The 13,622-nt window shown below is 61.1% G+C and carries 10 protein-coding genes and 3 pseudogenes; 10 read left to right on the forward strand and 3 right to left on the reverse strand.

What is annotated here, in order from left to right; all coding sequences use genetic code 11:
- Nucleotide 1: 1 nt before the first annotated feature.
- The 6 genes and pseudogenes from EN786_RS16290 to EN786_RS16320 all read left to right on the forward strand — a co-directional run.
- Nucleotides 2–775, forward strand: coding sequence for a thiazole synthase (locus tag EN786_RS16290; protein WP_126057619.1), 774 nt, complete (start codon nucleotides 2–4; stop codon nucleotides 773–775).
- Nucleotides 772–1,377 (forward strand): thiamine phosphate synthase, encoded by a 606-nt coding sequence (locus tag EN786_RS16295; protein ID WP_126057618.1) that lies wholly within the window; start codon nucleotides 772–774, stop codon nucleotides 1,375–1,377. The genes EN786_RS16290 and EN786_RS16295 overlap by 4 nt, the downstream gene beginning before the upstream one ends.
- Nucleotides 1,368–2,183, forward strand: coding sequence for a hydroxymethylpyrimidine/phosphomethylpyrimidine kinase (locus tag EN786_RS16300; protein WP_126057617.1), 816 nt, complete (start codon nucleotides 1,368–1,370; stop codon nucleotides 2,181–2,183). The genes EN786_RS16295 and EN786_RS16300 overlap by 10 nt, the downstream gene beginning before the upstream one ends.
- Nucleotides 2,184–2,810: 627 nt before the next feature.
- Nucleotides 2,811–3,035, forward strand: a complete 225-nt coding sequence (locus tag EN786_RS16310; RefSeq protein WP_245454712.1) for a DUF982 domain-containing protein — start codon at nucleotides 2,811–2,813, stop codon at nucleotides 3,033–3,035.
- Nucleotides 3,036–3,566: 531 nt separating this feature from the next.
- Nucleotides 3,567–4,199: an Hsp20/alpha crystallin family protein gene (locus tag EN786_RS16315; protein ID WP_126057616.1), complete on the forward strand. Its 633-nt coding sequence runs from the start codon at nucleotides 3,567–3,569 to the stop codon at nucleotides 4,197–4,199.
- A gap of 29 nt (nucleotides 4,200–4,228) precedes the next feature.
- Nucleotides 4,229–5,011, forward strand: a pseudogene (locus EN786_RS16320) (sensor histidine kinase); the annotation flags it as partial.
- A 298-nt stretch (nucleotides 5,012–5,309) separates the two neighbouring features.
- On the opposite strand, the pseudogene EN786_RS16325 reads toward EN786_RS16320, so the two are convergent.
- A pseudogene (locus tag EN786_RS16325) lies at nucleotides 5,310–5,592 on the reverse strand (transposase); the annotation flags it as partial.
- Nucleotides 5,492–5,704, reverse strand: coding sequence for a hypothetical protein (locus EN786_RS16330; RefSeq protein WP_126057615.1), 213 nt, complete (start codon nucleotides 5,702–5,704; stop codon nucleotides 5,492–5,494). The pseudogene EN786_RS16325 and the gene EN786_RS16330, both read right to left, overlap by 101 nt.
- Before the next feature lie 122 nt (nucleotides 5,705–5,826).
- Between EN786_RS16330 and EN786_RS37735 the strand changes: the two are divergent.
- Nucleotides 5,827–6,340, forward strand: a pseudogene (locus EN786_RS37735) (transposase); the annotation flags it as partial.
- A 314-nt stretch (nucleotides 6,341–6,654) separates the two neighbouring features.
- Here EN786_RS37735 and EN786_RS16340 read toward each other — a convergent pair.
- The gene (locus tag EN786_RS16340; RefSeq protein ID WP_126057614.1) at nucleotides 6,655–9,237 is read right to left on the reverse strand and encodes an EAL domain-containing protein; all 2,583 of its coding nucleotides are present in this window, start codon (nucleotides 9,235–9,237) and stop codon (nucleotides 6,655–6,657) included.
- Between the two features lie 422 nt (nucleotides 9,238–9,659).
- On the opposite strand from EN786_RS16340, the gene EN786_RS16345 reads away from it, so the two are divergent.
- The 3 genes from EN786_RS16345 to EN786_RS38645 are packed head-to-tail and all read left to right on the forward strand — an operon-like array spanning nucleotide 9,660 to nucleotide 13,453.
- Entirely contained in the window at nucleotides 9,660–12,131 is a 2,472-nt protein-coding gene (locus EN786_RS16345; protein ID WP_245455307.1) for a hypothetical protein, read from the forward strand.
- The gene (locus tag EN786_RS39290; protein ID WP_245454709.1) at nucleotides 12,112–13,023 is read left to right on the forward strand and encodes a shikimate kinase; all 912 of its coding nucleotides are present in this window, start codon (nucleotides 12,112–12,114) and stop codon (nucleotides 13,021–13,023) included. Before EN786_RS16345 ends, EN786_RS39290 begins: the two co-directional genes overlap by 20 nt.
- Complete coding sequence (locus tag EN786_RS38645) at nucleotides 12,992–13,453, forward strand: hypothetical protein (RefSeq protein ID WP_245454879.1); 462 nt, start codon at nucleotides 12,992–12,994, stop codon at nucleotides 13,451–13,453. The genes EN786_RS39290 and EN786_RS38645 overlap by 32 nt, the downstream gene beginning before the upstream one ends.
- Nucleotides 13,454–13,622: the final 169 nt, after the last annotated feature.

Below are 13,622 nucleotides of genomic sequence, written 5' to 3' on the forward strand. Positions count from 1 at the left end.
CATGTTGGAGCTTTATGGAACCGAGCTTTCGTCGCGCCTGCTTCTCGGCACCGCTCAATATCCTTCGCCGGCCATCCTTGCCGATGCAGTCAAGGCGTCGGGCACGTCGGTGGTGACCGTCTCGTTGCGGCGTGAGATGGCGGGCGGTAGAGCCGGCGAACAATTCTGGTCGTTGATCCGCTCGCTGGGCGCCAGAATCCTGCCCAATACCGCCGGCTGCCTCTCCGTCAAGGAAGCCGTCACCACCGCGAAAATGGCGCGCGAGGTCTTCGGCACCAACTGGATCAAGCTCGAAGTGATCGGCAATCACGACACGCTACAGCCGGATGTGTTCGGTCTGGTTGAAGCCGCCCGCATCCTGTGCGAGGACGGCTTTGCGGTATTCCCCTATACCACCGACGATCTCGTTGTCGCCGAGCGGCTGCTGGAAACGGGCTGCAAGGTCCTGATGCCGTGGTGCGCACCGATCGGTTCCGCCTTGGGACCGGTCAACATGACGGCGCTGCGCTCGATGCGCGGATATTTCCCTGGCGTCCCGCTGATTGTGGATGCGGGGCTCGGACGGCCGTCGCACGCGGCCACCGTCATGGAACTCGGCTTTGACGCCGTGCTCCTGAACACAGCGGTCGCCAAGGCGGCATATCCGGTCGGCATGGCGCGTGCTTTCGGTAAGGCGGTCGACGCCGGTCGTGAGGCGTTCAGTTCGGGAATGCTCGAACCGCGCGACGTCGCCGTGCCATCGACACCGATGGTCGGCAGGGCCGTTTTTTCATGAAGCTCGATCCCTTTTATCTGATCGTCGACAGCGCTGCCTGGATCGAACGGCTGGTCCCACTCGGAGTCCGGCTTCTGCAACTGCGCATCAAGACCGTGGATGAGGCTGGGTTGCGCGCGGAGATCCGCACCGCGAAGGCCTTGTGTGCTCGATACCAGTGCCAACTCATCGTCAACGACCACTGGCGCCTGGCAATCGAGGAAGGCTGCGACTTCATACATCTCGGCCAGGAGGATTTGCAGACCGCTGACCTCTTGGCGATACGGGCAGCCGGCGTAAGGCTCGGACTGAGCACACATGATCATCAGGAGCTGGAAACGGCGATGGCCGCCGAGCCTGACTACATAGCGCTTGGACCCATCTATCCGACCATCCTGAAGAAGATGAAATGGGCGCCGCAAGGGGTCGAACGGATCAGCGAATGGAAGCGCCAGGTCGCGCCGTTTCAATTGGTCGCCATTGGTGGCCTCAACCCTGAGCGGCTCGACGGTGTCTTTGCGGCTGGCGCGGACAGCGCGGCGGTGGTGACCGACATCACGCTCAACGACGACCCCGAGGCGCGCACGCGAGAATGGATCGAAAAGACGGACCAATGGCGCTGAGGCGAGAACCACATGTGCTTGTCGTCGGTGGATCGGACTCCAGTGGCGGTGCTGGAATTGCACGCGATATCGAGACGATCTCTGCCATTGGCGTGCGCACCTGTCTCGCCGTCACAGCGCTAACGGTGCAAACGCATGACGCCGTGATCGAAATCTATTATTCGCCACCTAGCCTGGTGGCCAATCAGATGTGCGCCGCGCTGCAGGCCAACGACGTGGCCACAATCAAGATCGGCATGCTGGCGACTGCCAAGATCATTGTTGCCGTTGCCGCAGTGCTGCGCAAATTTCCGCATGTCCCCGCAGTACTCGACCCTGTGCTGGCCTCCACCTCAGGCCGCGCACTTCTGCAAGCAGGCGCTATCGCTGCCATGAAGCGCGATCTTATGCCGCTTTGCTGCATTGTCACGCCCAACCTCCCTGAACTGGCGCTCCTTAGTGGCTCCGAACTGGCAGTGGATGAGGACGGAGCGCTCCAACAAGGAAAAAGACTGCTGGCCGCCGGCCCTCAAGCCCTGCTGATCAAGGGTGGGCATGCGTCGGGAACCCGGTCGACCGATATTCTGTTACGCTCCGGGCACGAACCCATCCGCTTCGATGCACCGCGCCTTGCCACATCGATGCGCGGGACAGGTTGCATGCTGGCCAGCGCGATTGCGGCGCATCTGGCGAAGCCGAAGCCGCTCGAAGACAGCGTGCGCGAAGGCAAGCTGTTTGTCTTGGAGAGGCTTCAGAAATGCCGGCTGAATAACCACAGCGTTCTGCGTCCAGCCAAGCAGACCCATTTTCCAGAATTTTTCCCGTAGCGAGACTAGAGAAGGGGCTACTGCTTCTCTATGCCATCCTCACAACGCGTTGAGTTTCTCACTGCCAATTATGCGACTTTCGAGGTGCAAATAGCGAATATCGAGTTCTTAGTGACAGAAACGACCGGAATTGGTTGCGTGGATCACCAGGTCGCTACCGATTGGGTCAGCGACTCAATAGAACGTCACATCTCTGTCCACACTCGAGCTTATTTGCCGCAAACGCGTCGAGCCCCGCGTCAATCGGTCTTATAATAGTATCCGGGGCAGCTCCAAAGCTGTGGCATCGGCTACCCGCCGGCCGTGGCGCTTGCTGTTCGAGCGTCGGACGCCGCCTGCCATTGAACATCTGATGGGCTATTGGGTGGCGGCGACACACTCATCCAGGTGCAACTGGCTTTTTCAACTCGGGAACCAGCAGAAGCCTTCGCTGCGTCGCAACATTTGGATTATGTCGTACAGCCCGATCTTCCAGAGAAAACAAGACCTAACGTTCGAAACCTGTCACGCAACCAACCACCGAATGAAAGATCCAGCGTGCGATCGCAGGGAGGTAAGAATAACCGGTCTGGCTTTCCTATCGCCGGTCCAGGTTAAGACCAACGACGTCGTCACGACATCAACACAGTGCGCGAAGCGCTCGTATTCCTGAATCAGTGGCCAAAAGCGCGTCGGGGACCGGTATTCAGTTGCGCGGTGAGAAGCAGCAACGCAGCGATCGCCGGACAGATGACACCCGAGCAGGCGCGGCAAGCATTGTGGGATTTGCCAGGATTGCCGGCGTGCTGGCCAAATCTGATTTCGTCGTTGGTGGCGACTGATTTAAAGCTGCAGGAAGATCACCGCCGGTAACGCGTTGGCCCGCTGCTCGCCAAGACGGAAAGAACGCCGCCTTGTGAGTTCCAATAATGGGCGATGCGGGAATTGCACATGTCTGTGCCCATCTGTCCGGCCGAAATGCAAATGGCGTCACTGGCGAAGGTCAGCGAACGCGGCACGCAGGGCTGGATTCTTTTGACTTGCGGCAAGCCGACATAGGTGCTGGCTTGATGTCTCGGTCACTGCGACGTGTCATGCCGATTCATTCGTCAGCTACCATGACGATGCGGCGCGTCGCCTGCGATCAGTTGATCGAACCGCGGTGCAATTCGGGACGCTTCGTCGATCCCGACAGTTGCGCAAAGGGAAGCCAAATCAGCGACTAGAGGCAACGTGGCTACGGATTCGAAGGGACCCCGCTGTTGCCGAAGAGGTGACTGGTGGAATGTCAAAGATCACCTCGTGAAAGGCCATTTGGGGCCACCTAATGATAAAGCCGGATGCCGCTATCGGGTCCTGGCACGGGAATGACGGTCCGGCCCTACGGTGGATCGAGTTCGGTTCATGTCGCTTCGCAAGGAGGATGTGTTCCGGCGTCTGCCCGAACCCCTCTTTCTCGCATTCTGCGAGGTTGCGCGATCGGGCCGCTCGGTCTCTGTGCTGATCGCCCCTCCTGTTGCCATCGATCGATTCCGCTTCCGGTGCGCACGCACGTGTCGCGCGTGGCAATCATGCAAGGTCGTGAATCATAGGAGGATGTACATGCTTTTGTCGGATTTCGGCCGCATCGGGTTCGATCCGTTTGTGGAAATGCGGCGCATGCAACAGGAAGTAAACCAGCGTTTGGCCGGGCTGACCGCCAGCGCCGCTCAGGAGTTTCCGCCGATCAATCTTTGGACTGGCGAGGACAGCGTGGCGGTGGCCGCGGAACTGCCGGGGATATCACCTGACGAAATCGGCCTCACGGTGCGCGAGAACATTCTGACATTGAAGGGAACGCGCGAGCCTCGAACGGAGGACGAGAAATCCGTCTGGCACCGCCGTGAGCGCGCCTATGGGACCTTCTCCCGGACAGTGCAATTGCCATTCCGCGTCGACCCGGAACGGGTCGAGGCGCGTTTCGCCAACGGGCTGCTCGAAGTCGAGTTGCACCGGCCGGAGGCGGATCGGCCGAAGAAGATCCAGATCAAGGGATAGAGGGAGGCAAGCATGGCTCAGGAACGCGGATCGGCCGTCGCACCATGCTGCTCAATGCCCGCAAGGTGCTTTACGACCATAGTTCGGCCATCACCATCCTTCTCGCCTTCAATGACATAACGGCCCGTCGTATCATCGAGCGGGAGAAGGAAGAACTGCTCGGTCGCACCGAAGACCTGCTTCGGCAGAAAGACGTCCTGCTGCGCGAGATGGAGCATCGGGTTGCCAACAGCCTGCAGATCATTGCCTCGATCCTGTTGCTGAAGGCACGCTCGGTGACGTCGGAAGAGACGCGCCAGCATCTCAAGGACGCCCATCAGCGCGTTCTGTCCGTGGCCGAGGTGCAACGCCATCTCCACACCTCCGCCGGCGTCGACGAGATCGATGTCGGCTCTTACCTACCGAAATTGTGCAGCAGCCTCGCCTCGTCGATGGTCGGCGAAGCCCAGCCGATCACGGTCACCGTAATGGCCGAAGGCGGCAGGATAGATTCGCAAAGGGCAGTCAGTCTGGGACTAATTGTCACCGAACTCGTGCTCAACGCCATCAAATATGCTTTCCCCAAGAAGAGAACCGGCGCTCGCATCCAGGTGAGCTACGAGACCGCGGGCAGTGACTGGAAACTGACGGTTTCGGACAATGGCGTCGGCAAGATCGCCAACGACGTACCGGCTACCGGACTTGGAACAGCCATCGTCGAAGCACTGGTGAAACAACTGGAGGCCAGGGTGGAGATTATCAGCGATATTGACGGCACCAGCGTGTCGGTCACCCGGGCGACGTTCACCTCGCGCGTGCCGCGAGCGGCGTAAAAACCGTTACTACGATGCTGCCTTCCGGACATCGCCTGATGTCCAGGGGATCTTCTGCCGCCACGGCCTTGTCCCCGGAGCGCAGGACTGCCAGTCGCATCGCATAAGCCGAAACCTCTCAGTCGGTTGAGGGCGCTTCCGATGGCCAAGATCCGCTTTTTTGGCGTTCAGCCGGTGGGACCAAGCTCTGAAGCTGACGCTGCGCAGGTCTTTGCGTGGATGACTCGGTGCGGTCGGTAAACTCGAAGTGGCGGTTGTGTGCGTCAAGTTCTGCAAAATGGGGCGGCCACGATGCTGGTCATGCGGCTTGGCGTAGAGCGAGCTTCTTGTGCTCGCGCAGGTCGTCAATGTTGATGTAGGGCCTCCATCCAGTTTTCGTTGGTTTCGACAGCCGGCGCCCTGACGAGGCGCAGGCAGCTTTCGGCGTTGGGGAAGATGCGCACGACATAGGTGCGCCGGCGGATTTCCTCATTGAGCCGTTCAAGCATGTTGGTGCTCTTGAGATGCTTGTGATGCTGGCGCGGCAGGCAAAAGAAGGTCAGCGTGCGCTCGATGGTCTCCTCCACCGTCGTCCATCTCGGCCTCGAGCACCTCCTGCATCACCGCACGGATCATTTCGTGAAGTCCGTCCGGGTCTGAAAGCAGAATGTCTTTGACGGCAGCGCTGGCGGTCTTACTTTCAATCTTGGTCATGGTGGCGTTCCTTCGCGGGAATCGGCGACATGAACAATCACCAGATCCCATGGCGACGGATGGATAGCGGCGCGTGCTCTGGCAGAGTGACGCTGCTAACAAACACCCCGCGGAGGAACACCATGCATGTAGTGGCCGACCGATCCGAAACTCTGACTGCTATCCGGACTGGTCTGGGCGCAATCTTCGTATCGCTGGAGCTCAGCCGTTCAACCTGGCTGATCTCGTCGTTGTCGCCAGGTGGCGGCGAGAAGTTGTCGAAACACAGTGTCCCCAGTGGTGATTTATCCGCCTTGTTCCGTCGCTTCGATAGCGTGCGAGAGAAGGCAAGAGCACGCATGGGGCCAGACTTCCCCGTCGTCGCTATCCAGGAAGCCGGGCTCGATGGCTCCTGGATCCATCGGGTTCTGAGCAAGGCGGGGATCGAGAGCTACGTCGTTGATCCCGCTTCTATCGCAGTGTCTCGTCGCAGTCGCCGAGCCAAAACCGATAAGATCGATGGTGAAACGCTCGTCTCTCCTTGCCTTCAAGCGAGGCGAACCGCGCATATGTGCAATGGTCAAAGAGCCAACACCGGAGCAGGAGGATCGCCGGCGTATCTGTCGTGAACGCAAGGTACTGACGACCGAACGGGTATATAAAACGCCGCTCACTCAGAATGGTCTCGTCGCCCGAGCCCAGCGGCCGTAGGCGGGATGTTGGTGCAGCCGTGAAGAGCAGCGACCGAATGTGAGGTTGATCTGCTCGGTTACGAGCAGAGTCCTGCAAGTCGGGTTCAACCTGGATCCCATAATCGATATGACAAGCTAATCCCACTTTGACCGGCGCTCAGCACACCTAATTTCGAGCCGCGCCGACCTACACACCCGCTATCGACATGATCCGAGTGGCGGCCTGAACTAGGCCGGCAAACTCATGTTCGTTGGCACTGTTTTTCGCTTGCATCCCGGTTAGGCGGGGACAGACGCCCTACTGCGACGCCTGCCCGGCTTGTCCGTGTCTCGCTCGCCTGACGTTTCGGGTTCGGTCTCAATGATCTCGCCCGCCACCACGGCGCGGGTCCGCTCCAGCATCGCGGGGATGTCCCGCGCGGGCAGCGGGCGGCTGAGCAGGAAGCCCTGCGCCTCGGTGCAGCCTTCTCTTCGGACCCGTTCCAGCTGCTCCACGGTCTCGACGCCCTCGGCGGTGGTCTGCATCCCGAGGCTGTTGCCGAGGCTCGTGACCGCTCGAATGATGGCGACGGAACTGTCGATATCTCCGGCGTCCGTGATGAAGGATTGATCGATCTTGATCTTGTCGAATGGGAACGAGCGCAGATAGCTCAAGCTCGAATATCCGGTTCCGAAGTCGTCCATCGCGATATGAACGCCGAGCATGTGGATATGTTGCAGCATCGAGAGAGTCGCCTGGCTGTTGGCCAGCAGCACTGTCTCGGTGATCTCAAGCTCAAGCCGGCTGGGGGGCAGTCCCGAGATATCCAATGCCTCGACGATGGTGGAGAGCAAGCGCGCGTTGCGAAATTGCGCCGGGCACAGATTGACGGCGACCTTGATGCTACCGGGCCAGCTTGCCGCGTCGAGACAGGCTTGCTTGATAACCCATTCACCGATCGGGACGATGAGGCCGATGTCCTCGGCCAGCGGGATGAATTCTCCCGGGGATACGATGCCGCGCGTCGGGTGATGCCAGCGCAGCAGCGCCTCGAAGCAGCTGACCTCGCCGCGGTCGAGATTGAGGAGCGGTTGGTAGTAGATTTCGAACTGCTGCCGCACCACCGCTTCGCGCAGGTCGAGTTCGAGAAACCGCCGCGCCTGCATGCGCGCATCCATTTCCGGTTCGAAGAACCTGTAGGTTCCGCGGCCTTCCGCCTTCGCCCGGTAGAGCGCCATGTCGCCGGTCTTGAGAAGTTGGTCGGCGTCAATGCCATCGTCCGGCGCGATCGAGATGCCGATGCTGGCGCTGATCATAACCCCGTGGCCATCGACGACATAAGGTGCGCTCAGCCCATCAATGACCCGTTGGGCAAGAGCTGTCGCCTCGACCGGCTGATCAACCGCGGTTTGAATGATCACGAACTCATCGCCGCCGAGCCTTGCCACGGTGTCGCCTTCACGGGCCACCTGTTTCAGTCTGGCGGCGACCTCCTTCAGCAAGGCGTCGCCAACCGGGTGCCCCAGCGTGTCGTTGACCATCTTGAAATGATCGAGATCGAGGCAGTGGAAAGCAATCTTGCTACCATCACGCCGCATCTCGACCAAAGCCTCCTCGGCGCGTTCGCGGAACAATATGCGATTTGGAAGCTCGGTAAGTCCGTCGTGGCGCGCCATGTATGAAATCTTGGCTTCGCTCCGCCGCAAGTCGGTCACGTCATGGTGAGTGGCAAGCCACCCGCCGCCCGGCAGTGGCTGATGGATGAGGTCGATGGTGCGTCCGTCCCTGAGTTCCACCAGGCTCACCGTCCGCTCTGCGCGATCGATGGTCTCCGTCAGCTGCTGCACATACTTTTCCGGGTCATGGCCGGCATAGAGGCCCGCCGCGATCCGGAACCGCATCAAATCGATCCACGGCGTGCCGGGACGAGTCAGGGGCTCCGGCACATGGTAGAGATCGGCGTAGCTTTGGTTGCACAGAACCAGCCGCCTCTCCGCATCGAACATGCAAAGCCCTACGGGCATATTGGCGGCGGCCGCGGCCAATTGCTGCCGCTCCAGCTCGGCTTCTCGGGCCAAGGCATCGCTGCGCTCCAGGCTGGCCCGGTAGCCGGCAAAGGCCGAGAACAGCACTCCAACCTCGTCCTGCCGATCCCTTTTCAGCGCAATGAGACTCGAACGGCGCTCGCCCTGCGCCAAGCAACGCATCGCCTCGGTCACGGCGAGGATCGGCTTGCTGACATTGTGGCGTATCCAGGCGACAAGCCCACCAAGACACCCGGCGGCAAAAAGAACTGCCAGCCAAGTCAATCTTTGCGCAACGGTGTAGGTCCTGTCCGCCATCACCGCCGCGGCCGTGCTGCGCTCGTTGGTGAGGGCCAGCAGGTCGTCCAATCGCTGCGTGGCGGCGGCAACGGTCGGGAGCGATACCGTCTCGAACTCCTTGACAGCCATTGTTCGCCCTCCTGTTTCGAGGAGCGGGAAAATCGATGTCAGGGAATCTTCGTAGGCCGTCCATAGGTTGACGAACTGGTCGAACAGCTGCTGCTCGGCCAGCGATCCGGCACTCCGGCGATAGGCGCGCCGACCTTGCAGTATTTCGTCGCTTTCCCTCGCCATCTCCTTCTCAATGCCGGCTATCTGCGCAGCCTCGGCAGTGCGCACGCGCAACGTCGCATAGAGCTGGTGTTCCGCGAGGTTGCGCTTCATCTCGCCGACGATCTGGACCTGGGGCAACCAAACGCTGGTGATCTCGCTCGTGACCTTGTTGAGTGATCGCAGTTGCGCGACCCCAAATACTCCCACGGCCACGACGCACAGCAGCGCCAGCCCAAAGCCCAACGAGAGCTTGGTCCCGACGCTAATGTCCTTTAGCCCTCTCATCTAGAAAACTGCAAACGCAAGACCAGTCCTCGTCAAATAGCATCGAGCTTTAGCGAATAGTAAAAGTATTCCTAGTGTCGCGTCTAAGGTATTAATGCTGGCTTAAGACTGCGTAATCCCCTAGAGGATCGACCAAACCACGTTGTAAAAGGCCGGCGGATGAAGCTCACCGATTTCCATATGATCCGATGACGGGCCTACAATGAGATCGAGGTGCTCGCACCTAGTCTTGGAAGCCGCTTGCAGCTTCTTTCACCGCACCGTGGGATCGGCCTTCGATCCCCTTCGAATGTAGCGAGGCCAGCCCATATTATGCACGACGATGGGGCTTTGAGGCTGGCAGTCGAATCTATGATCGGCAGTGTTCATCAGCCGAGGAAGGAGCGCCGCGGCGCGCGCCGAGGCGGTGCGCGAACTCGAGCGTGATCGCCGAGATCGAGGCGAAGGAGCCGCTCGAAGCGCTCGACACCTTCATGGCGCAGAACGCATCGATGATCCAGGCCCAGCATGCAGCCTCCAGCTTCGATGTCCATCGGGTCCTTCAGGCCATGGACCACGAGCCGAGACCGCCGCAAGGCGATGCCGGACTGATGCGGCTGCCGGTGGTCGACATGCAAGGCCGGCCGCTGGCCAGCGAAGCCGAGTTGCGCTATTCCATTTTCCACCGCTTGACCTCGGGCGCGGTGAAGGTGGTGGCGGTGCAGCTAAAGGGAACTCCGACTGGAGCCATGCTGACACGCACGTTCACCGTGGAGGGCGTGCCCTACCGCATGGACCTGTTCGGCGGCAGCAAACTGAAGCCGCCGCAAAAGAGCCTGAACCAGCTTGCCTCTCACCTGCCTTTCACGGCCGCAGAGGCCCCAAGCGGCAAGCTTTTGGCGATCCCCTATGCCGAGACGGCTCCGGGTACGGCCTTTGAGCAGCTGTCGCGGGCCTGGGCGCCGTTCAAGGAAGCCTATTACTATACCCAGCGCCGCGGATTTGCCGCGCCGCCGGGCATCCCCGACATTGGCCCCCATGATTATGCGCTGGAAGGGTGCTTCAAGCTGTCCCTTCTGCCCGACCATCCCGCAGGCGCAGTGCATCCCTTCCGGTTCGAGGGGCGAGACGGCGAGATCGCCTTGCGGCCGCATGACGGCTGCGGCTTCATTAGGGCCTCACTGGCCGAGCGCATGCCGTCCATTGCCCGGGCTCGCCACGACGCTCCCGAGCGGATGCCTGCCTATGCCGATAAAAGGCAATCGGCGGTACCGCCCTCGGCGCTGCAACATTATCCGCGTAGCGTCGAGGTAGCACAGGAGACCCGCGAGAAGGCTCAGGCTTGGCTCGAAACCCATCAAAGCCTCACCGCCGAGGAGCTGTTCCGGACGGTCACGGGCGGGCATATCGAGGGTTCGAGCGCTATCGCCGTGCCGTCCAGCGACGAATGCCTGCATGTGCCGACGGGCAAGAGCAAGACCTTGACCCGTGACGCTGGCGTGCTTGTCGGACGCTCCCCCTATGACAAGCCCAACCTGCGCCCGTTCGCCGCCGACCGGGTCAGGTCGGCGCGCGATGGCGACCGGACCGCGGCGTTCCTGGATCGGTGCGTGGCCTTCCAATATAGCTTCAACTTCGCGCACAGGTCGGGGGCTGGGCTTGCCGCCGACGATCCGACCTTCTTTGCCAAAGGCATCTTGATCGTTGTGCCCGACGAAATGTGGCCGGCGGACTTCGCCGAGCGCGGGGTCGTGATGTCTGCCGAGGACGTAAAGTGCCATTCGTACTGGCTGGAGGAAAAGGACCGGGTCAAGGCCGACACCGCGCTCGAGTGCGTCGGCATCCTGCAGGCGACGGAGGTGTTCGCGCCCGGCTCTTTGGTTGCGGTTCCAAGCGTCGAACAAAAAATGCTCGACGGCGATTTTGATGGCGACACCGTCGTCATCATTGGCGACCAGCCTCGCCTTTACGAGCATGTGCGCCAGTTCGACGCGCAGCTGCAGGCGCGCGGCATCGCCTCGATGAAGCCGCCGAAGTCGCACACGCCGGCCATTGAGAAAAGCGGCTACCAGTTCACCCGGTCCAAGCAGATCCTGTCGGCCACCGGGCTGGTGCTGGAGACCTACAGCTGCCTGCAGCGCAACGTGCTGGCGCAGCCGCTGGAGGCGCAACGCTGGTTTGCCGAGCGTGCCATCTTCGGCACCTACGAGGGCATTCATAATGAGCTCAAGGCCGACATCCGCGCACTGTTGCAGGAAGATCGGCCGGATGGCCAGGCCCTCCATGAGCTCATCGCCAGGGCGAGGGAAGACAGCAAGGCCGCCAGGCATCCGGTGGCCTGCGAACTGGCCGCGTTGTTAGTGGCCGAGCTCCAGGACTGGAACCTGCAGCTCAATAGCGAGCCGGCTCATGAGCAGTCGGAAGTCAAGCTGCATGAAAGCGCCATCAATCTGTTGAGCGTCGGCATCAAGGTCGGCACTGACGCCTACAAGTCCGATACCGGTGCGCGGGTGTTCATGCAAAAAACCACCGAATTGCAGCGGCTCTTGGAGCAGAGGCCGGGCTTCAAGTCGGCGCCATATGTCAAGGCGCAGGCGGCAAAGCTCCACCAGGGCCGGTTCGACGTCGATGGCAGCCTGGCGGATCTGAAGGACAACCCCACGCTGGCGGCATCGGTCATGGAGGCCTCGATCAGACTCGCCGTCGAAAAGCGCATTCTGCTCAGCGCCTTAGCAATCTCGGCCGAAGACGACCGCGCCAGCACGATAACGCTGAGCAGCGAACAGGCCCTTGAGCGGGCCAGGCTCGAAGCCGCCCCCGCCGAAGCGCAAGAAAGCGCGATTACCAAAAATTGTGCATGCGGTTGCCGAGCTTTTGCGGCAGGACGGCATCGAGGTGAAGGTGCCGCATCTTGACCAACGGTCGGGCGGGCAGGTCTGGATAGCCGACGAGTTGACCGGCCAGAGCGTGAGCACGGCGCCGGAGGCCCAACTGGTCACCAATGCCGTGCGCCATGTCTTCGAGATCCCGGACGAGGCTTTTACGCGCGCCTTCAGGAAGGCGGCACTGGCCTTCGAGGAGCGGGACTGCAGCGAGGTCGAGACCACCAACTGGGTCATCAGGATGGACAGGCCGCGGTTACGCGGCGTTCACACGGCGTTCAGAACCGCGCAGAACTATCGCTTCGAGGTCGAGTTCCCTACGCCGGCCAGTTATCGGGCCGAGCTCGCGCACCGCGCGCAGAGCTCACAGCTAGTCCCCATTCCCCGTGGTGCCTGGGAGATATTACACTGGGACTCGTCAGGAGAAAGCAGGTCGAGGGCGGCAGGGACCTCCAGGTCGCCCATCGTCGCAAGACAACAGATTGCGGTCGCTCGCTCGCCGCAAGCCGGCGAGATCCTCGCGGCCCTCGGTACGCGGCCGGTCGTGCTCGTCGGCATGCCGGCGAGCGGCAAGTCGACCATCGGCGCCCAGCTTGCCAAGGAGTTGGGGGTGGAGTTTGTCGACATCGATAAGCATATCGTCGCCGATCACGGCAATCTGATGGAGATGTTCGCCGACCCTGGCCGTGGCGAGGCGCACTTCAGGGACCTGGAGACCAAAGAGCTCGCCAAGCAGCTGGAGAGAGGCCCCATCGTCATCGCAACCGGCGGCGGCTGCTTTGGCAAGGAGTCCAATCAAGCCCTGATTCTTAATAAGGCGAGGTCGATCTGGCTCGACACCCGAGCTGAAAGAGCTCCGCAGGCGCCTCGAGAGGGACACCAGCCGGCCGCTGCTGCAAGGCGCCGACATCGAGCAGAAGGTTGACCAGCTGTACGAAGAGCGCAGTCCGTTCTACCAAAAGGCCGATATCAGGTTGCCCCTCGTCCCGCCCTTTCAAAAAGACAAGAAGGACGCCCGCATTTGCGTGAAGGAACTCTACGCTTTCCTGTGCAGCGACAGAGAAGCCGCTCTGCCCGCTGCCGAGATATCACATGTCTCCGGTGCTTCCGGCACCGCCATCAGCATGTCCCCAACAGCTCAGCGCATGCACGATGATCATCACAACGGCTACGATTGCGGGGGCGGCGTCGTGGAAACCATCCAGGCGCCGGCGGCACTATTGAGTGAAAGGGAACGGCCGCCGCTCCTCGACACCCTCACCGCCGACCCGCAGCCTTTGCTGGCCGGCAATAACGCACGAGCGAATTTAGCGTCTTCCACGAGAAGCAGGGAACGCTCAAGTCGAGGACGATAGCTTAGGCGTCGCAGGTTTGGTGCAGGGTGCGGGTTCGCACCGAATGCTAATAAAAGTGGGAAACGCATGCATAAGTCGTGAGAAGCCTGATGGCCGAGTTGATCCGGCCTGGATGACACAAACGTACAAAGACGAACCGCCGGTGCCGGGTCGCGCGCCAAATCCTGGT

It is taken from the genome of Mesorhizobium sp. M4B.F.Ca.ET.143.01.1.1 (genome assembly GCF_004792275.1).
Classification (GTDB): domain Bacteria; phylum Pseudomonadota; class Alphaproteobacteria; order Rhizobiales; family Rhizobiaceae; genus Mesorhizobium; species Mesorhizobium abyssinicae.